Genomic DNA, 18,104 nt, shown 5'->3' on the forward strand with positions numbered 1-18,104 from the left:
ATTTAAGGAAAATCAAAATGCCTCATAAAAATGAACAAAGCCAGGAGCAAAGTAACTCTAAATCTGCTGTCTTGGGACTCCAACATCTGTTGGCCATGTATTCAGGGTCAATTCTTGTCCCAATTATGATTGCTGGAGCTTTAAATTACTCGGCTACGCAATTAACTTATTTAATTTCAGCAGATATTTTCATGTGTGGTTTGGCCACTTTCTTGCAACTACAAATGCGTAAGCATTTTGGGATTGGTTTACCAGTAGTCCTAGGGGTAGCCTTTCAATCTGTTGCTCCTTTGATTATTATTGGACAAAGACATGGTTCAGGAGCTATGTTTGGTTCATTGATGGTTGCCGGAGTTTTCGTTATTTTGATTTCAGGAATTTTCTCTAAAATTCGCAAACTCTTTCCACCAATTGTCACTGGTTCAGTAATTACAACAATCGGTTTAAGTCTTATTCCTGTGGCAATCGGAAATATGGGAAATAACGTTGAGAAGCCAACTATTCAAAGTTTAATTTTAGCTGTTTCTACTATTTTAATAATTTTACTCATTAATATTTTTACTACTGGATTTATTCGTTCTATTGCGATATTGATTGGACTCATTGCAGGGACAATCATAGCAGCAAGTATGGGCTTGGTTGACTTTTCTGTTGTTTCTCAAGCACCATGGGCACACCTTCCTCAACCTTTCTATTTCTCAGCACCGAAATTCTATCTGGCAGATTCCTTAATGATGATAATTATTGCTATCGTTTCATTGGTTGAATCAACTGGTGTTTATTTGGCTCTTGCCGACATCACTGGTGAAAATCTTGATGAAAAACGTTTACGTAATGGTTATCGTGCAGAAGGATTTGCTGTCTTTCTTGGAGGGATTTTCAATACCTTCCCTTACACAGGATTTTCACAAAACGTTGGTTTAGTGCAATTATCAGGAATTAAAACTCGTAAACCAATTTATTTTACTGCAGGATTTTTAATTATTTTAGGACTTATCCCTAAATTTGCCGCTGTTGCACAACTTATTCCTACTCCCGTTCTTGGTGGAGCAATGTTGATTATGTTTGGGATGGTCGCGACACAAGGGATTAGAATGTTAGCGAAAGTTGAATTTGAGGGTAATCAAAATCTTTTGATTGCCGCTGTTGCGATTGCGATGGGTGTCGGCTTTAACTCTACTAACCTGTTCACGGCTCTTCCAAGTTTCATTCAACCTTTTGTTTCTAATGGGATTGTGATGAGTACTGTTTCAGCGATTATCTTGAATTTGGTATTTAACCATGGAAAAAAAGATGAATTAGCTGCTGATGAAGCAAAATAAAAAATAACCACCAAATGGTGGTTTTTTTATGTTATTTCAAATTTCTTTTAAATCACGTTCAAATTTCTTTTCTGAGTAGACCTCGAGCGAACCTTCAGGCACAAGGACAAGGTACTCTCCAAGTCGTCCAAAGGCTGGGATACGGACTTGATTGACTACGAGAAAAATTGCATTCGGATAAACGTTACCCATCTTATTGGGCGAGATATAAAGCCCTATCCAGTCCAAATGTTTTATTTCATTGCTTATATTATGTTGGTCATCTGAACTTCTTTTGATCATTCCATCAGTGATTAGTTGTTGTTTTTTAGCGCTATTCATAGCAAATTGGCCAGACCAGGAAATCTGCCCTTTTTCAAAGGATTCAAGAACCCAAGGTTCATTTTCGGGTTTACTGGTGCTGATTTTCCAAAAATCTATAATTGTATTTCCTAATTTTGCTTTCATATCCTGCTCCTCATCTATCTCTGTTCATAAAAAATAAAGCTCAAAATTAAGGGTCTTCGTTTGGCACCATTATAGCACTTCGGCCTTTAACATACAATAGAAAAAAGCTCTGCAAATTTGCAAAACTTTTTGTAAATAAATATATAGTTAAAATTATTTTAACTTGTCTTTTTCATAAGTATGGACAAGTTCTAATCCACGGAATTCTTGTTGTTTGAGTGCTTCGTAGACGATCATGCATGCGCAGTTAGAAAGATTTAATGAGCGGACGTGTTCGTCATTCATTGGGATACGGATACATTCGTCACGGTGTTCATGCATAAATTCTTCAGGTAGTCCAGTATCTTCACGGCCAAACAAGAAGTAGTGGTCTTTTTCATCATCAGAATAGTCAACATCAGAATAAACGTGTTCTGCAAATTTACTGACCAAATAAAGTTGGCCTCCGTCAGCAATTGAGTCCATAAAGTCTTGTAAATTTTTATGATAGACAATATTTACTTTATCCCAATAGTCCAGACCAGCACGTTTGAGGTGTTTATCTGAAATTTCAAAACCAAAAGGTTCAATCAAATGTAAAACAGTATTTGTAGCTGCACAGGTACGAGCAATATTTCCTGTATTGAAATGGATACGAGGTTCAAAAAGAGCAATATGATTCATGTGATACACTTTCTTAATAACAAAAATTTTACTGACGGTTATGTCAGAACCCGTTTGTACTTTCGTCAATTGGGTATGCGAGAATGTCAGTCAATAAAACAGAATTACGAGAGACATTTTACTTGCAGATATCAAACCGTCAGTAAATTAATTAAAGTAAAAAACAAAAAAACTAGACCCCTCGGAGTCAATCTCAGCAAGAAGTCTAGTTGGGGGACTAATTTGCTTTAATCATAACAGGAAAGATTGAAACAAATTAATATAATTGATATCATACCACTTCTTTTTGCATTTGTAAAGGAAAAACTTAAATTTTTTTATAAAAAACAAAATAATTGATTAAAAGGTGTACGGAGAACTGAACTTGTCAAAGCGAAAATAGCAAAATTTTGCTATAATAGAAAAAGTAAAAATCAATGAGAGGGGTTGCTATGATAATTGGAATATGGGCAGAAGATGAGCAAGGACTTATCGGAGAAGCTGACAAAATGCCTTGGTCTTTACCTGCTGAACAAAAACATTTTAAAGAAACAACCATGAATCAAGTGATTTTGATGGGACGAAAAACCTTTGAAGGAATGAACAAACGTGTTTTGCCGGGGAGAATAAGTATTATTTTAACTCGTGACGAAACTTATCAATCTGAAAATGAAAAAGTTCTCATCATGCACAGCCCTAAGGAAGTTCTGGATTGGTATTATAAGCAGGATAAAGACTTGTTTATCACGGGAGGCGCTGAAATATTAGCCCTTTTTGAATCAGAACTTGAATTGCTTTATCGAACAGTTGTTCATGAAAAATTTCAAGGAGATACTTATTTCCCAACTCATTTTGACTTTGGGAAATTCAAAGTGGTTTCGGAAATTTTTCACGATAAAGATGAGCGAAATGCTTATACTTTTACGATTAAAAAATATGAAAAAGTGAAACAACCATGACAAAATCAATTTTTGGGCTTTTCACAGCTCTCCTTTGTTGGATTAGCATTGTCATTGCGATTCAATGCTTTAGAAAAAAACGTTGGGGCTTAGGAGTATTATTTTTACTTAATGCTTTTACTAATCTCGTAAATACTATTCATGCTTTTTCTGGAACTTTGTTTTAAAAGTATTTAGAAAAAGTATGTTATATAAGTAAGCTAACGACTATCAGTTTTATAGGTTAGCACAATCAGGAAAAAATAACTATGTCAAATACACAAAATCCAAATATTCATTGCTCTTTCTGCGGAAAGAGTCAAGATGATGTAAAAAAGATGATTGCCGGTTCAGATGTTTATATCTGTAACGAATGTATCGAACTTTCAACTCGTATCTTGGAAGAAGAATTAAAAGAAGAACAAGATTCAGAGATGCTTGAAGTTAAGACACCAAAAGAAATGTTTGACCATTTGAATGAATACGTTATTGGTCAAGAAAAGGCCAAACGTGCGCTTGCAGTTGCGGTTTATAATCATTATAAAAGAATTAATTTTACAGCAAGTAAAATTGCTGAAGATATTGAGCTTCAAAAATCAAATATCTTACTCATTGGCCCAACAGGTTCAGGAAAAACTTTCCTTGCACAGACTTTAGCAAAATCACTCAATGTTCCTTTTGCCATTGCTGATGCGACAAGTTTGACTGAAGCGGGTTATGTGGGAGAAGATGTTGAAAATATTCTCTTAAAACTTTTGCAAGCCAGTGACTTTAATATCGAACGTGCAGAACGTGGAATTATTTACATTGATGAAATCGATAAGATTGCTAAAAAATCTGAAAATGTTTCAATCACTCGTGATGTTTCGGGTGAAGGAGTTCAACAAGCCCTTCTAAAAATTATTGAAGGAACAGTTGCCAGTGTTCCACCACAAGGTGGACGTAAACACCCTAATCAAGAAATGATTCAAATAGACACCAAAAATATTTTGTTTATTGTTGGTGGAGCTTTTGATGGAATTGAAGAAATTGTCAAACAACGTTTGGGTGAAAAAATCATTGGTTTTGGTGCCAATAATAAAAAATTGAGTGATGAAGATTCTTATATGCAAGAAATTATCGCTGAGGATATTCAAAAGTTTGGGTTGATTCCTGAATTTATTGGACGTCTTCCGATTGTAGCTGCCTTAGAACGCTTAACTGAAGAAGACTTAATTCAAATTTTGACAGAGCCTAAAAATGCTTTGATTAAACAATATAAACAACTTTTGTTATTTGATAATGTTGAACTTGAATTTAAAGATGGAGCTCTTATGGCAATTGCGAAAAAAGCAATTGAGCGTAAAACAGGTGCGCGTGGTCTTCGTTCAATTATTGAAGAAGTGATGATGGATATTATGTTTGAAGTTCCAAGTCATGAAGAAATTACAAAAGTTATCATTACTGAAGCAGTTGTTGACGGAAAAGCTGAGCCAGAAATGATTCGAGAGGCCGATAAAAAATGACCATTAATACAAATAATCTGACAATAACAATTTCAGCAGCATCAAAAAAACAATATCCTGAAAACGATTGGCCAGAAATTGCCTTAGCAGGTCGTTCAAATGTTGGTAAATCAAGTTTTATTAATACTTTATTGAATCGCAAGAACTTTGCAAGAACTTCTGGTCAGCCAGGGAAGACGCAGTTGCTCAATTTTTATAATATTGATGATCAACTTCATTTCGTTGACGTTCCTGGTTATGGTTATGCCCGTGTGTCAAAAAAAGAACGTGAAAAATGGGGCAAGATGATTGAAGAGTATTTGACAACACGTGAAAATTTAAAAGCGGTTGTCAGTCTAGTTGATATTCGTCATGAACCTTCAGAAGATGATTTGATGATGTATGAGTTTTTAAAATACTATCATATTCCAGTGATTTTAGTTGCAACCAAAGCGGATAAAGTTCCACGCGGTAAGTGGAATAAACATGAATCAATTATCAAAAAAGCAATGAAATTTGATAGTACAGATGATTTTATTATCTTTTCTTCAACCGATAAGACAGGAATTGAAGAAGCTTGGACAGCAATTTTGAAATATCTCTGAAAATAGTGCTATGAAGAGATTCATAGCCTTTTCTACACTTAAAAAGAGGAATTATGTACAAAATAAAACTTAATAATATGAAATTTAGAGCGCATATTGGTGTGCTTTCTGAAGAAAAAATTTTGGGTCAGAATCTTGAAATTGATATAATTGTGGAAACGAATTTTGATTTCTCAGGGAAAGATGAATTAGATGAAACTTTGTCTTATGTAGATTTTTACGAAGCAACCAAAGCAGTTGTAGAGGCTTCGAAAGCCGATTTGATTGAACATGTTGCCTTTGAAATTATTCAGGCTGTAAAAGCAAGTTCAGAAGGGATTTCAGCAGTTGAGGTCCATCTTAGAAAATTAGCTGTTCCGATTGAAGGTATCTTTGATTCTGCTGAAATCGAGATGAGAGGGTAGATTTATCTGCTAAGATAAACATTTTACAGACAAAGTAGGAGAACATAATCATAAAAGATTGTGTCTAAATGGAGGACTTATGCAAACAACTTATTTAAGCATGGGAAGTAATATTGGGGACCGTCAGTATTATTTACATGAAGCCATTCGTTTATTGGGAAAACACCCGAAAATTATGATTGAAAAAGTATCAAATTTTTATGAAAGTTCTCCAGTTGGTGGCGTCAAACAAGATGATTTTACAAATTTAGCTTTAAAGGTGGCCACACTACTTGAACCCTTAGAATTATTAGATTTTATTCATGAAGTTGAACTTTCTTTAAATCGTGAGCGAAAAATTCACTGGGGACCAAGAACAATTGATATTGATATTATTTTCTATGGAAATTCAGAAATTCAAGAAGAAAATTTGATTGTTCCACATAAAGAAGCTTTTAATCGTTTATTTGTTTTAAAGCCTATATTTGAGCTTTTAAGCAATGATTTTAAGTATTATGAGCCAATTCGCGAGGCGATTGCTAAACTTTCAGAAAGTGAGCAAGAACTGCATGTGATTGAAGAAGAAAAGTCTCCAAAAAGTCGTATTGAAGAGGCGGTCAAAGAAATTCTTTTTGCAGTGGGTGAGAATCCAAATCGAGAGGGATTGCTTGAAACTCCTGCCAGAGTGGCTAAAATGTATGAAGAAATTCTTTCATCACAACGTTTGACAAACTTTAATGAATACAAACTTTTTGAAATTGATTCTTCTAAGAATGATTCAATTGTGCTGATTAAAGATATTCCATTTTATTCAATGTGTGAGCATCACATGCTACCATTCTTTGGAAAGGCTCATGTTGCTTATATTCCTGATGGTGGACGCATCATTGGATTATCGAAAATTCCTCGTTTAGTTAATTATGTTTCTCGTAAACTTTCGGTGCAAGAAAATATTACTCATGATATTGCCGATATTTTGACGGATATTTTAAAACCCAAAGGAGTGGCTGTTCTTGTTGAGGGACGTCACATGTGCGTGGAAATGCGCGGAGTGAAAAAAGTAAATTCGTTGACCAAAACTTCTTACTTCTTAGGTGAATTTAAAGAAAACAGCGAAAAAAGAATGGAATTTTTAGAAAGTCTTTTATGAAAATCTTAGAACTTAATCAAGAATCTTTTTCTTTAAAAAATATTGTGATAAAATTTGAAGAATTAAGTAATGATGAATTGACAGGCTTACAAAAAAAGCTTTATAGGATTGGAAGTCTTGCAAAACTGAGCGAAAATAGTCTTCTAGCTGTTTTAACTATTGATGAGTTGGCAAAACTACTTAATCATTTGGAAAATATTGAAGTAAAAAATGAGCTTGAACTGATTTATAAACGGCATCAAATTATTTGGTCAGGAAAAAATTTCAATTTTGATTTGACTAGAAAATCAATCGTTTACTCAATTGTTAATGTTACTCCCGATTCCTTTTATGATGGCAATCCAGATAATTTAAACATTTCCCATATTCTTAAAAGAGTAGAGTCCGATTTAGAAAATGGAGCATCTGTACTTGAGTTAGGTGGAAAATCATCTCGTCCTGGTTATGCGGACATTAGTCCAGAGGAAGAATGGAGCAGATTAAAAGAACCCATTGCTCAAATTAGAAAGTATTTTCCAAAAGCTGTCTTAGCCGTGGATACGGATGAAGCTTATGTTATGGAAAGGGTGTTAGAGGCTGGTGTCGATATTATTAATGATATTGATGGTTTTGACACAGCGGATAAGCTAAAAGTGATTGAAAAGTACCAGCCAGCAGTGGTTGCCATGAATAATGGTCGGGCAGGTTTTAAGTATGCTGACAATGTCTATGAAGAACTTCCTTTATTTTTTAAAGATAAAAAAATCGAACTGACTCAGCTTGGACTGAATCCTGAAAAAATTTCTATTGACCCCGGAGTTGGTTTTTTCAATGGAGATTCAGGCTCTGATAGTCTTCAACGTGTTAAAACAACGGAACTTTTGAGCAGACTTGGTCTGCCGGTCATGATTGCGATTTCTCGCAAGTCATTTATGGGAAGACTCTTCAATGCTCAAGGAGAAGAGCGACTTTTTTCAAGTTTGATGTTAGAGGGACAAATGGTTGCTGATGGTGGACGTATCCTTAGAGTTCATGATGTGAAAGAAACGAAACGTTTGCTTGACGCAATTGAAATTTATAAGGAATTTTAATCATGAATGAGGATTTGATTTCTCAAATAAAAGAAGTGGTAACTGCTGAAAATCAGGAAAAATTGATAAAAATTATTCAATTATTGGAAAGTTCAAATTATGAGTTACGTGGTAAAATTAACCCAGATTTGCAACTTTCAGCCAGTGCCCTAGTTTTCAAAGAAGATAAATTGTTTTTTATTGAGCATCCTTATCAAAAGGAGCTTTTACTTCCTGCTGGGCATGTTGAATTGAAAGAAAGCCCGTTGGACACTTCGATTCGCGAGTTTCATGAAGAAACAGGCTTTTTTGCAAAAAAAATGGGTAAGCTAGTAGATGTTAATTTGATTGATATTCCATTTAATGAAATAAAAAATGAAAAAAAACATCAGCACATTGATTTTCGCTATCTCTTGGAGTTGGAAAAACAAGAAGCTGAGCTTGCTGAGCTACCTTTTTTTCTCCTTGAACTAGAAGAAGCACCAGAAGAGTTTAAAAAGTATTATCGTTATAAGAACATATAATAGAAAAGGTCAAAAATGTCTATTGAACAAGCATTAGAATGGATACATTCACGATTAAAATTTAATATTCGCCCAGGGCTAAATCGAGTTTCAGCACTTTTAGAATTATTAGGCAATCCAGAGGAATCTTTATCAATGATTCACATTGCTGGAACAAATGGGAAAGGATCAACTGTTGCCTTTACGCGTTCTATTTTTATGCAAGCTGGCTTAAAAGTTGCTTCTTTTACGAGTCCTTTTATTACGACTTTTGGTGAACGAATGTCTATAAATGCTCAACCAATCCCTGATGAAAAGTTAATTTATTATGTAAAGATGATTCAACCTTTAGTTGAGCAGCTTGATAATGATGCTGAGTTGACTGGAATTACTGAATTTGAAATTATTACCGCGATGGCTTTTAAATATTTTGCTGATGAAAAGGTTGATTTGGCGGTAATCGAGGTTGGCTTGGGTGGACTGCTTGATTCGACAAATGTCATTAGACCCGTTGTTTCTGGAATCACAACAATCGGGCTAGACCATATTGATATCTTGGGTTCAACGATTGAAGAAATCGCAGCTCAAAAAGCAGGTATTATTAAAGCTGGAATACCTGTTGTGGTTGGAAACATTGAATTAAAAGCCTTGCGAGTTATTTGGGAAGTTGCCAGAAAAAATACTGCGCGTATTTATCAGTATCCTTATGATTACCGCACCGAGTTAAAAGAGCATGAACATTTTGATTTCTTTGCAGGTCAAGAGGCAATTCTGGATTTAGAAAAATCTTTGATTGGCTTGCATCAAGTAGAAAATGCTGGAATGGCCATTGAATTGGCGCTCGTCTATGCGAATAAAGTTGGAATTAACTTGAATGAAGAGATTATTCGTGCGGGAATTCGTGAAGCTTTTTGGCCTGCTCGAATGGAAAAATTAGGCGAAAATCCTTTAATTTTACTTGATGGGGCTCATAATGTTCATGCCATGAATCGTTTGCTTGAGAACTTGGGGAAAGAATTCCCTGATAAAAAAATTACAATTATTTTTTCAGCTATTACCACAAAAGATATTAGGCAGATGATAAAAATGCTTCAAACGGTAAAAAATTCTCGCTTAATTTTGACAACTTTTGATTATCCTAAAGCTTTAGACTTGAAAGATTTTCGGTATTTAGAGGATGAAGGGGTTGAATTAGCACCAAGTTGGGAATTAGCGATTGTTCGTGCACAAAAAGCTTTAGATGAAGATGAGCTCTTATTAATCACTGGTTCGCTCTATTTTTCATCACAAGTTCGTGAATTTTTGAAAAAAGAAAAGTAGTAAATAGAAGTAGTTTTCGTTTCTAAAATTCATTAAATAGTTGTAAATCTTAAAAATTCGGCTATAATAAAATAGATTTAATAAATTCATTCTTTATTTGGGAGAATGACGAGGAGGAAAAGACAATTTTGATCGTATTAGCAGGTACTATTGGTGCAGGGAAATCAAGCCTAGCAAAGGCTTTAGGGGAACATTTGAAGACAGATGTTTTTTATGAAGCGGTGGATAATAATCCTGTCCTTGATCTTTATTATCAAGATCCTCAAAAATATGCTTTTTTATTGCAAATCTATTTTTTGAATAAACGTTTTGAATCAATTAAGATGGCTTATCGTCAGGATAACAATGTACTCGACCGTTCAATTTTTGAAGATGAACTTTTCTTAACTTTGAATTATAAAAATGGGAATGTGACGAAAACTGAATTGGAAATTTATCAAGATTTGTTAGCAAACATGCTCGAGGAACTTGATGGAATGCCAAAAAAACGTCCAGATTTATTGGTTTATATTGATGTTTCTTTTGAAACAATGCTTTCAAGAATTGCTCAACGGGGACGTTCGTTTGAACAAATTGAGAATCAAGAAGGTTTAAAAGACTACTATGCCCAAGTTCATGATGAATATCCTGATTGGTATAAAAATTATGATATTTCACCAAAATTGAGAATTGATGGAGATTCTATTGATTTTGTCAATAATCCCGAACATTTAGATGAAGTTTTGGGACAAATTGATGATGAATTAAAGAAACTTGATTTACTTTAAGCATAAATTTCTATTTTGTAATTTACTGATTAATCTGTCAGTAAAATAGAAGCATTTAGATTTACTGACCATTCTGTCAGTAAATTTTTTTCTATAAAAATGGTATAATATTAAGAAATTATTCAAAAGTTATTTTTTGAATTATCTTAACATTTTATTTTAGATTTTAAAGGAGAACTGATGGCAGTAAATATAGCAATTTTGGGGTTTGGGACAGTTGGCACAGGGCTTCCAACTTTACTTTCAGAGAATAAAGAGAAATTAGCAAAAATATTGGATGAAGAAATCGTCATTTCAAAAGTTTTGATGAGAGATAATAAGGCAATTGAAAAGGCCAGAAGTCAAGGCTTTAATTATGATTTTGTCTTAAATTTGGACGATATTTTAGCCGATTCAGAAATTTCAATTGTCGTTGAGCTGATGGGACGAATTGAACCTGCTAAGACCTACATTACTCAAGCGATAGAAGCAGGTAAAAACGTCGTCACGGCTAACAAAGACTTGCTGGCTGTTCATGGGGTGGAACTTCGGAGTTTAGCTCAAAAACATCATGTAGCCCTTTATTATGAAGCGGCAGTCGCTGGGGGAATTCCTATTTTAAGAACTTTGGCTAATTCATTTTCATCTGATAAAATTACACATCTATTGGGAATTCTTAATGGAACAAGTAATTTTATGATGACGAAAATGAGTGAAGAAGGCTGGACTTATGATGAATCCTTGGCTAAAGCTCAAGAACTTGGTTATGCTGAATCCGACCCTACGAATGATGTAGACGGAATTGACGCCAGTTATAAATTAGCTATTTTAAGTGAATTTGCATTTGGAATGACGCTTGCGCCAGATGAAATTGCTAAATCTGGTCTGAGAAGCATTCAAAAAACTGATGTCGAGATTGCACAACAATTTGGTTATGTTTTAAAGCTGACTGGTGAAATTAACGAAGTTGATTCAGGAATTTTTGCCGAAGTTAGTCCAACTTTTCTGCCTAAATCACATCCACTCGCCAGTGTAAATGGGGTCATGAATGCTGTATTCATTGAATCAGAGGGTATTGGAGATTCAATGTTTTATGGTGCAGGGGCGGGTCAAAAACCCACAGCTACGAGTGTTTTAGCAGATATTGTCCGGATTGTTAAACGCGTCAAAGATGGGACAATTGGAAAATCATTTAATGAATATGCACGTTCTACAAGTCTAGCTAATCCCCATGATATTGAAAATAAATATTATTTTTCAGTTGAGACACCTGATTCAACAGGACAACTTTTACGCTTGGTTGAGCTATTTACAAGTGAAAATGTTTCTTTTGAACAAGTTTTGCAACAAAAAGGAAATGGCAAGCGGGCAGTTGTTGTGATTATTAGTCATAAAATTAATCGTGTTCAACTTTCGGCCATTCAAGATAAATTGAATCAAGAAAAAGATTTTAAATTACTTAATCGTTTCAAAGTATTGGGGGACTAATCAAATGAAAATTATTGTGCCAGCAACATCAGCAAATTTGGGCGCCGGTTTTGATTCAATTGGTATCGCCGTCAATTTATATTTGACAGTTGAAGTACTTGGGGAAAGTAGGGATTGGAAGATTGACCATGATTTAGGTGAAAATATTCCAACTGACGAAAGAAATTTATTACTGACCACACTGTCAGCAGTTTTGGAAGACAAGAATGTCGCTCTGTCAGCAAAATATCATCTAAAAATGACCTCAGAAGTCCCTTTGGCAAGAGGACTCGGCTCATCAAGTTCAGTCATTATTGCTGGAATTGAGTTGGCCAATCAGTTGGCAAAACTTAATTTGACTTCTGATGAAAAACTTAAGTTAGCTTGTGAAATTGAAGGACATCCAGATAATGTCGCTCCAGCTCTTTTAGGAAATCTGGTTATTGCAAGTACTGTGGCTGGTAAAACAAGTCATATTGTCGCTGATTTTCCTTCATGCGCACTTTTGGCTTTTGTTCCAGATTATGAATTAAAAACGGTCGAAAGTCGTAAGGTCTTACCCAATGAGTTGACTTATAAAGAAGCAGTTGCTGCCAGTTCCATTGCGAATGTACTGACAGCCAGTCTTTTGACAAATAATTTAGAAGTAGCAGGGCAAATGATGGAAGCTGACCGTTTCCATGAAAGCTATCGTGCTTCCTTGATTCCAGAGCTTCAGTTATTGCGAGAAATCGGTCATGATTTTGGGGCTTACGGAACTTATCTGAGCGGTGCAGGTCCAACAGTGATGCTGCTTGTACCCGATGATAAGTTAACTTTACTGACAGAAAAAATTATGGAAAAAAACCTCACTGGTCACCTTTATCCATTGAAAATTGATAACAAAGGATTACAAGTAGAAGAATCTGTATTTTAATACAGGTTCTTTTTGTTGATTATTTTATAGATAAAATGATATAATCATTAAAGCAAAAAAGAATGTAAAGTAGTTCACTAACTTTCGTTTTATTTGTCAGAATAAGGTTTTTGATTTATCATTTTTTTAAAGTTAAAAGTAATGAATTATTAAATTTCTTCTAATGACAAAAAATGTGATTTAAATGAGAAACCACGATTGCCCTACTGTCCGCTTTTTTAAAGCAAGAGTTTATAAAGAAAAGGAAACTCAAATGACTCAAACAAAAAAGGCAAAAGTCAGAAATCTGATTATTGCTGCGATGCTTACTGCACTTGGAATTTTAATTCCAATGATGATGCCGGTTAAACTCATTATTGGCCCAGCCTCATTCACGCTTGCTGCACATGTTCCGGTAATGGCTGCCATGTTTTTCAGCCCACTTATGACTGCTTTTGTTGCTCTGGGAACAACTCTCGGATTCATGATTAGTATTCCGGTGCCAACAATTTGGTTGCGCGCGCTGATGCACCTTCCTGTAATGACTGTTGGTGCCTATGTCTTGAAAAAACATCCAGAATTTGTTCATCAAAAAGTTAAAATCCAAATCTTTAATTTTATTCTCGGTATTTTTCATGCTGGTTTGGAAACTTTAGTTGTTTATGCTTTTTATTCTCTAGGATTTGCGAATATTGAGCAAGGTGCTTTATTGAACTTCCTCTTATTGATTGCTCTTGGAGGACTTGTCCATAGCATGATTGACTTCAACTTAGCGCTTGGTTTGGGTAATGTTTTGAGTAAAGCCTTTCCTATTGACATCTTTGATAAAGCTAAAAATCTTGTGAATAAAAAGAAAGTTAAAGTCGAAATTTAAGACAAAATTGTCATCTTTAATAGAAAATGATAAAATAAGGTTATGATAAAAGAAACTGATCTTGAAAATATCCCAGATTTACTGATTAAATTTAATGAACCCCTATCAAATTATACTTACACAAAAGTAGGAGGACCAGCTGATATTCTGGCTTTTCCGGCTACAATAGAAGCACTGACAGAACTGTCAGCAAAAGCGAAAGCAACTGATACACCGGTTACAGTTCTTGGAAATGCCTCAAATTTGATTGTTCGTGATGGTGGAATTCGTGGACTCGTTATTTTACTTGAAAAACTTGATTCAGTAAAAGTGGCTGGTTATACCATTGAAGCGCAAGCAGGAGCGAAATTAAAAGAAGTCACTCAAGTGGCCCAAGCGAATTCACTGACAGGTTTTGAATTTGCTTGTGGGATTCCTGGCTCAATTGGTGGAGCGGTATTCATGAATGCTGGAGCTTATGGTGGTGAAATTTCCCAAGTTTTGGTAAGCTGTAAAGTGATGGACGCTGAGGGAAATGTTTCGGTTTTAAGTGCAAGTGAAATGCAATTTGGTTATCGTCATTCCGTGATTCGTGATAAAAACTTAATTGTTCTGTCAGCAAAATTTGAACTCCAAGCAGGAGATCCAACACAAATTCAAAATGAAATGGATCGTCTTAATTTCTTACGTGAAAGTAAGCAACCTTTAGAATATCCAAGCTGTGGCTCAGTTTTTAAACGTCCAGTTGGTCACTTTGCAGGACAATTAATTCAAGAAGCTAAACTTCAAGGTCAGCGTATTGGCGGTGTCGAAGTCAGTAAAAAACATGCCGGTTTTATGGTTAATGTTGCTGATGGAAATGCGACGGATTATGAAAAACTGATTGCTCTGGTCATTGAAAAAGTTAAAGAAAATTCAGGTGTGACATTAGAGCCTGAGGTCAGAATTATTGGTGAAAAATAAGACAGGATTTCCTGTCTTTTTCAAATTTCAACTTGATAAATCATCGAATTTAAGCTATAATTAATGATGTTCTGTGCATATACAGAAGATTTGACCGCTCAAGATTACGGATACTTTGTCAGTAATCAATTTATGTTTTAATAAATAATTTGAGCTAAGGCCAGACGGACAGCCGGGTCAAAAGCCGAAATTGGCGACTTTCGTTGCCTTATTGATTAACTCGTTCATGAGTTATGGGGAGATATAAAAAGCCCCACCCAAGAAAAACACGCTTTGGCGCATCAATAAGAGTATTAAAAGTTCTTCTGCTGTATAGACTCTGCACAAGATTTTTCTGTTTGTCCTTTTGGAATCAGAAGACTTAAATTGATGATGAAACCAAGCGTTGGCTTGGTTTTTTATATTATTTTCAAGTAATTTTATGGCTTAACACATCTTTATATTCAAAGGAATTATTAAAATGTCAAAAACAATTATCGAATTTAAAAATGTCAGTAAAACCTATGCGGATACTGATACAACTGTCCTTAAAGATATTTCATTTGAACTTGAAGAAGGAAAATTCTACACGCTTTTAGGCGCCTCAGGTTCGGGAAAATCAACAATTTTAAATATTATTGCCGGACTTCTTGACGCAACTGATGGTGATGTTATTCTTGATGATAAAAGAATTAACGACCTACCAGCTAATAAGCGCAATGTACACACTATCTTTCAATCATATGCCCTTTTTCCAAATATGAACGTTTTTGATAACGTCGCTTTTGCTCTTAAAATCAAAGGAGTAGATAAAAAGGAAATTGCTAAGCGTGTCTCAGAAAGTCTAAAACTTGTCCGCTTAGATGGCTTTGAAAAGCGTTCAATTACGAAATTATCAGGCGGTCAAAAACAGAGGGTTGCTATTGCCCGCGCCATTATCGACCGTCCAAAAGTTCTCTTACTTGATGAATCTCTATCAGCCCTTGATATGAAACTTAGAAAGGACATGCAATATGAATTAAGAGAACTTCAACAAAGTCTTGGAATTACATTTATCTTTGTTACCCATGACCAAGAAGAAGCACTGGCCATGTCTGATTGGGTTTTCATCATGAATGAAGGTGAAATCGTTCAATCAGGCACGCCAACAGATATATATGATGAACCAATCAATCATTTTGTCGCTGATTTCATTGGCGAATCAAACATTCTGAACGGAAAAATGATTGAAGATTACCTTGTAGAATTCAATGGTCAAAAATTTGAAGCCGTCGATGGTGGGATGCGTAAAAATGAACCGATTGAGGTGGTCATTCGTCCAGAAGATATCTGGTTTACTCTTCCTAACGAGGGAAAATTCAATGTCAAAGTGGACACTCAGCTCTTTCGTGGTGTTCACTACGAAATTGTAGCTTATGATGAATTTAACAATGAATGGCTGATCCATTCGACCCACAAAGCTATCGTTGGTGAAACGGTTGGACTTGATTTTGACCCAGAAGCCATTCATATCATGCGTCTCAATGAAAGTGAAGAAGAATTTGATGCTCGGATTGAAGAATATGTTGAAGAAGAAGAAACCGTCGGTTTAGCTAAAGCTGTTGAAGAAGAAAATGCTGAAGAGGAAGCGGCCATTCAAGAAGCAGTCAAAGAAGCTCTTGAAAATACAATGGAGCTGACAGAACTTGCTGAAACTGTTAATGAAATTTTGCAAAAGCAAGAAAATGAAACAGAAAATAGTGAAAGTGGGGATCATAAGTGACCAAAAGAGTTTATTCCGTTCCCTATTTTCTCTGGATTGTCTTCTTTGTTATTGTTCCTTTGGCCATGCTTTTGTGGCAATCATTTTTTGATTTAAACGGTCATTTTACCCTTAACAATTACATCCTCTATTTCTCTAGTGGAACTTATCTATTGATGACGTGGAATTCTATTCTCTACGCACTGATTATTACTGTGGCAACCCTTGTCATTTCCTACCCTGTGGCCTATGTTTTGACCAAACTAAAAATGAAACAATTTTGGCTCATGCTTATTATTTTACCGACTTGGGTAAACCTTTTGCTCAAAGCCTATGCTTTTATTGGAATTTTTGGTAAATATGGTTCGGTCAATAACTTCTTACAGTTTTTGGGGATTGGACGGACACAAATTTTATTTACTGACCTAAGTTTTATTTTGGTCGCATCATATATCTCAATCCCCTTTATGGTTTTACCAATTTTTAATGCTTTAAATGATTTAGATGATAATTTGGTCAATGCAAGTAGAGATTTAGGTGCTTCAGCTTTCCAAACTTTTACCCAAGTCATCTGGCCTCTTTCACTAAACGGTGTGAGAGCAGGAGTGCAAGCTGTTTTTATCCCAAGCTTGTCACTCTTTATGTTGACCCGTTTAATCGGTGGAAATAAAGTCATCACGCTTGGGACTGCTGTTGAAGAACATTTTTTAACTACCCAAAACTGGGGAATGGGTTCAACTATTGCCGTTGTATTGGTTGTAGCCATGTTGATTGTCATGAGAATGACCAAAGAAAGGAGAGATTGATTTGCAAAAGAAAAATTCACTTGGTAAAGTTTACCTCACCTTTGTCCTCATCCTTTTATATGCTCCTATTTTTTACCTTATTTTTTACTCATTCAACTCTGGAAGTGACATGAGTAAATTCACAGGTTTTACATTAGATAATTTCAAAACATTATTTGCTGACAGCCGTTTGATTCTGATTGTTGTTCAAACTTTCTTTCTCGCCTTTTTAAGCTCATTAGTCGCTACAGTCATTGGGACAATCGGTGCCATAAATCTTGTAAAATTAAAAAGAAGAAGAAAAGAAGTTTTGCTTGGGCTAAATAATGTGCTGATGGTTTCGCCAGATGTTGTCATTGGTGCTTCCTTCTTGATTTTGTTTACAATTGTTGGAATGAAACTTGGCTTTATCTCCGTCTTACTCAGCCATATTGCCTTCTCCATACCTATTGTTGTGCTAATGGTCATGCCCCTTTATCAAGAAATGGACAGCTCACTAATTGATGCTGCCAATGACTTAGGAGCAAATTCAAGTCAAATCATGCGTGAAATCATTTTACCTTATCTGACGCCAGGAATAATTGCTGGTTTCTTTATGGCTTTTACCTATTCTTTAGATGATTTTGCCGTCACTTTCTTTGTTACAGGAAACGATTTTACAACACTGTCAGTAGAAATTTATTCCAGAGCCCGTGCCGGAATTTCTTTAGAAATTAATGCTCTCTCTACCCTTGTATTTCTCTTTTCAATACTGTTGGTTGTAGGGTATTATTATATTATGAAAGATTCAGAAACCGTCGGAAAATCTTCAAATCTGACCTAAATAGTTCTT

General features: G+C 35.2%; 20 protein-coding genes. 18 read left to right on the plus strand and 2 right to left on the minus strand.

Annotated features, from left to right (window positions below; genetic code table 11):
* The first annotated feature begins 17 nt into the window (after positions 1 to 17).
* Positions 18 to 1,322 carry a nucleobase:cation symporter-2 family protein gene (locus KW2_RS05455; protein ID WP_021037191.1) on the plus strand — a complete coding sequence of 435 codons (1,305 nt, stop codon included), beginning with the start codon at positions 18 to 20 and terminating at the stop codon, positions 1,320 to 1,322.
* A 36-nt stretch (positions 1,323 to 1,358) separates the two neighbouring features.
* On the opposite strand, the gene KW2_RS05460 is transcribed toward KW2_RS05455, so the two are convergent.
* On the minus strand, positions 1,359 to 1,769 hold the full coding sequence (locus KW2_RS05460; protein WP_021037192.1) for a hypothetical protein: 411 nt from the start codon (positions 1,767 to 1,769) through the stop codon (positions 1,359 to 1,361).
* 153 nt (positions 1,770 to 1,922) lie between these two features.
* On the minus strand, positions 1,923 to 2,432 hold the full coding sequence (locus tag KW2_RS05465; RefSeq protein WP_011676268.1) for a tRNA (cytidine(34)-2'-O)-methyltransferase: 510 nt from the start codon (positions 2,430 to 2,432) through the stop codon (positions 1,923 to 1,925).
* Between the two features lie 431 nt (positions 2,433 to 2,863).
* Here KW2_RS05465 and KW2_RS05470 point away from each other — a divergent pair, with 431 nt between their 5' ends.
* From KW2_RS05470 to KW2_RS05550, 17 genes are all read left to right on the plus strand, one after another.
* Positions 2,864 to 3,370 (plus strand): dihydrofolate reductase, encoded by a 507-nt coding sequence (locus KW2_RS05470; protein ID WP_011835213.1) that lies wholly within the window; start codon positions 2,864 to 2,866, stop codon positions 3,368 to 3,370.
* Positions 3,367 to 3,537: a hypothetical protein gene (locus KW2_RS05475; protein ID WP_003132101.1), complete on the plus strand. Its 171-nt coding sequence runs from the start codon at positions 3,367 to 3,369 to the stop codon at positions 3,535 to 3,537. Before KW2_RS05470 ends, KW2_RS05475 begins: the two co-directional genes overlap by 4 nt.
* Positions 3,538 to 3,618: 81 nt before the next feature.
* Positions 3,619 to 4,854 (plus strand): ATP-dependent Clp protease ATP-binding subunit ClpX, encoded by a 1,236-nt coding sequence (gene clpX / locus KW2_RS05480; protein WP_021037193.1) that lies wholly within the window; start codon positions 3,619 to 3,621, stop codon positions 4,852 to 4,854.
* On the plus strand, positions 4,851 to 5,438 hold the full coding sequence (gene yihA, locus KW2_RS05485; RefSeq protein ID WP_011676272.1) for a ribosome biogenesis GTP-binding protein YihA/YsxC: 588 nt from the start codon (positions 4,851 to 4,853) through the stop codon (positions 5,436 to 5,438). The genes clpX and yihA overlap by 4 nt, the downstream gene beginning before the upstream one ends.
* Before the next feature lie 53 nt (positions 5,439 to 5,491).
* On the plus strand, positions 5,492 to 5,842 hold the full coding sequence (folB, locus tag KW2_RS05490; protein ID WP_011676273.1) for a dihydroneopterin aldolase: 351 nt from the start codon (positions 5,492 to 5,494) through the stop codon (positions 5,840 to 5,842).
* A 79-nt stretch (positions 5,843 to 5,921) separates the two neighbouring features.
* A complete protein-coding gene (gene folE, locus KW2_RS05495) occupies positions 5,922 to 6,971 on the plus strand; it encodes a GTP cyclohydrolase I FolE (protein ID WP_021037194.1) in 1,050 nt (349 codons plus the stop codon).
* Complete coding sequence (gene folP, locus KW2_RS05500) at positions 6,968 to 8,041, plus strand: dihydropteroate synthase (RefSeq protein ID WP_021037195.1); 1,074 nt, start codon at positions 6,968 to 6,970, stop codon at positions 8,039 to 8,041. The genes folE and folP overlap by 4 nt, the downstream gene beginning before the upstream one ends.
* Before the next feature lie 2 nt (positions 8,042 to 8,043).
* Positions 8,044 to 8,544, plus strand: a complete 501-nt coding sequence (locus tag KW2_RS05505; RefSeq protein WP_021037196.1) for an NUDIX domain-containing protein — start codon at positions 8,044 to 8,046, stop codon at positions 8,542 to 8,544.
* 15 nt (positions 8,545 to 8,559) lie between these two features.
* Positions 8,560 to 9,843: a bifunctional folylpolyglutamate synthase/dihydrofolate synthase gene (locus KW2_RS05510; protein ID WP_011835207.1), complete on the plus strand. Its 1,284-nt coding sequence runs from the start codon at positions 8,560 to 8,562 to the stop codon at positions 9,841 to 9,843.
* A gap of 128 nt (positions 9,844 to 9,971) precedes the next feature.
* Positions 9,972 to 10,610, plus strand: a complete 639-nt coding sequence (locus tag KW2_RS05515; protein ID WP_011676278.1) for a deoxynucleoside kinase — start codon at positions 9,972 to 9,974, stop codon at positions 10,608 to 10,610.
* A 180-nt stretch (positions 10,611 to 10,790) separates the two neighbouring features.
* Positions 10,791 to 12,077 carry a homoserine dehydrogenase gene (locus tag KW2_RS05520; RefSeq protein WP_021037197.1) on the plus strand — a complete coding sequence of 429 codons (1,287 nt, stop codon included), beginning with the start codon at positions 10,791 to 10,793 and terminating at the stop codon, positions 12,075 to 12,077.
* A gap of 4 nt (positions 12,078 to 12,081) precedes the next feature.
* Positions 12,082 to 12,972, plus strand: coding sequence for a homoserine kinase (gene thrB, locus KW2_RS05525; protein ID WP_021037198.1), 891 nt, complete (start codon positions 12,082 to 12,084; stop codon positions 12,970 to 12,972).
* 253 nt (positions 12,973 to 13,225) lie between these two features.
* Positions 13,226 to 13,825 carry a niacin ECF transporter S component NiaX gene (gene niaX, locus KW2_RS05530; RefSeq protein WP_021037199.1) on the plus strand — a complete coding sequence of 200 codons (600 nt, stop codon included), beginning with the start codon at positions 13,226 to 13,228 and terminating at the stop codon, positions 13,823 to 13,825.
* A gap of 42 nt (positions 13,826 to 13,867) precedes the next feature.
* A complete protein-coding gene (gene murB, locus KW2_RS05535) occupies positions 13,868 to 14,767 on the plus strand; it encodes a UDP-N-acetylmuramate dehydrogenase (protein WP_011835202.1) in 900 nt (299 codons plus the stop codon).
* A gap of 460 nt (positions 14,768 to 15,227) precedes the next feature.
* Positions 15,228 to 16,508, plus strand: coding sequence for an ABC transporter ATP-binding protein (locus tag KW2_RS05540; protein WP_011835201.1), 1,281 nt, complete (start codon positions 15,228 to 15,230; stop codon positions 16,506 to 16,508).
* Entirely contained in the window at positions 16,505 to 17,293 is a 789-nt protein-coding gene (locus tag KW2_RS05545; protein ID WP_021037200.1) for an ABC transporter permease, read from the plus strand. Before KW2_RS05540 ends, KW2_RS05545 begins: the two co-directional genes overlap by 4 nt.
* Position 17,294: 1 nt before the next feature.
* A complete protein-coding gene (locus KW2_RS05550) occupies positions 17,295 to 18,095 on the plus strand; it encodes an ABC transporter permease (protein ID WP_021037201.1) in 801 nt (266 codons plus the stop codon).
* Positions 18,096 to 18,104 lie beyond the last annotated feature (9 nt).

It is taken from the genome of Lactococcus cremoris subsp. cremoris KW2 (assembly GCF_000468955.1).
Lineage (GTDB): Bacteria > Bacillota > Bacilli > Lactobacillales > Streptococcaceae > Lactococcus > Lactococcus cremoris.

Excerpts from the sequence above, each read along its gene's own strand:
- KW2_RS05520 (WP_021037197.1), top strand. The coding sequence starts at position 10,791 with ATGGCAGTAAATATAGCAATTTTGGGGTTTGGGACAGTTGGCACAGGG.
- thrB (WP_021037198.1), top strand. The coding sequence starts at position 12,082 with ATGAAAATTATTGTGCCAGCAACATCAGCAAATTTGGGCGCCGGTTTT.
- murB (WP_011835202.1), top strand. The coding sequence starts at position 13,868 with ATGATAAAAGAAACTGATCTTGAAAATATCCCAGATTTACTGATTAAA.
- folP (WP_021037195.1), top strand. The coding sequence starts at position 6,968 with ATGAAAATCTTAGAACTTAATCAAGAATCTTTTTCTTTAAAAAATATT.
- niaX (WP_021037199.1), top strand. The coding sequence starts at position 13,226 with ATGACTCAAACAAAAAAGGCAAAAGTCAGAAATCTGATTATTGCTGCG.
- KW2_RS05510 (WP_011835207.1), top strand. The coding sequence starts at position 8,560 with ATGTCTATTGAACAAGCATTAGAATGGATACATTCACGATTAAAATTT.
- KW2_RS05455 (WP_021037191.1), top strand. The coding sequence starts at position 18 with ATGCCTCATAAAAATGAACAAAGCCAGGAGCAAAGTAACTCTAAATCT.
- folE (WP_021037194.1), top strand. The coding sequence starts at position 5,922 with ATGCAAACAACTTATTTAAGCATGGGAAGTAATATTGGGGACCGTCAG.
- KW2_RS05540 (WP_011835201.1), top strand. The coding sequence starts at position 15,228 with ATGTCAAAAACAATTATCGAATTTAAAAATGTCAGTAAAACCTATGCG.
- KW2_RS05505 (WP_021037196.1), top strand. The coding sequence starts at position 8,044 with ATGAATGAGGATTTGATTTCTCAAATAAAAGAAGTGGTAACTGCTGAA.
- clpX (WP_021037193.1), top strand. The coding sequence starts at position 3,619 with ATGTCAAATACACAAAATCCAAATATTCATTGCTCTTTCTGCGGAAAG.
- yihA (WP_011676272.1), top strand. The coding sequence starts at position 4,851 with ATGACCATTAATACAAATAATCTGACAATAACAATTTCAGCAGCATCA.
- KW2_RS05465 (WP_011676268.1), bottom strand. The coding sequence starts at position 2,432 with ATGAATCATATTGCTCTTTTTGAACCTCGTATCCATTTCAATACAGGA.
- KW2_RS05470 (WP_011835213.1), top strand. The coding sequence starts at position 2,864 with ATGATAATTGGAATATGGGCAGAAGATGAGCAAGGACTTATCGGAGAA.
- KW2_RS05475 (WP_003132101.1), top strand. The coding sequence starts at position 3,367 with ATGACAAAATCAATTTTTGGGCTTTTCACAGCTCTCCTTTGTTGGATT.
- folB (WP_011676273.1), top strand. The coding sequence starts at position 5,492 with ATGTACAAAATAAAACTTAATAATATGAAATTTAGAGCGCATATTGGT.
- KW2_RS05460 (WP_021037192.1), bottom strand. The coding sequence starts at position 1,769 with ATGAAAGCAAAATTAGGAAATACAATTATAGATTTTTGGAAAATCAGC.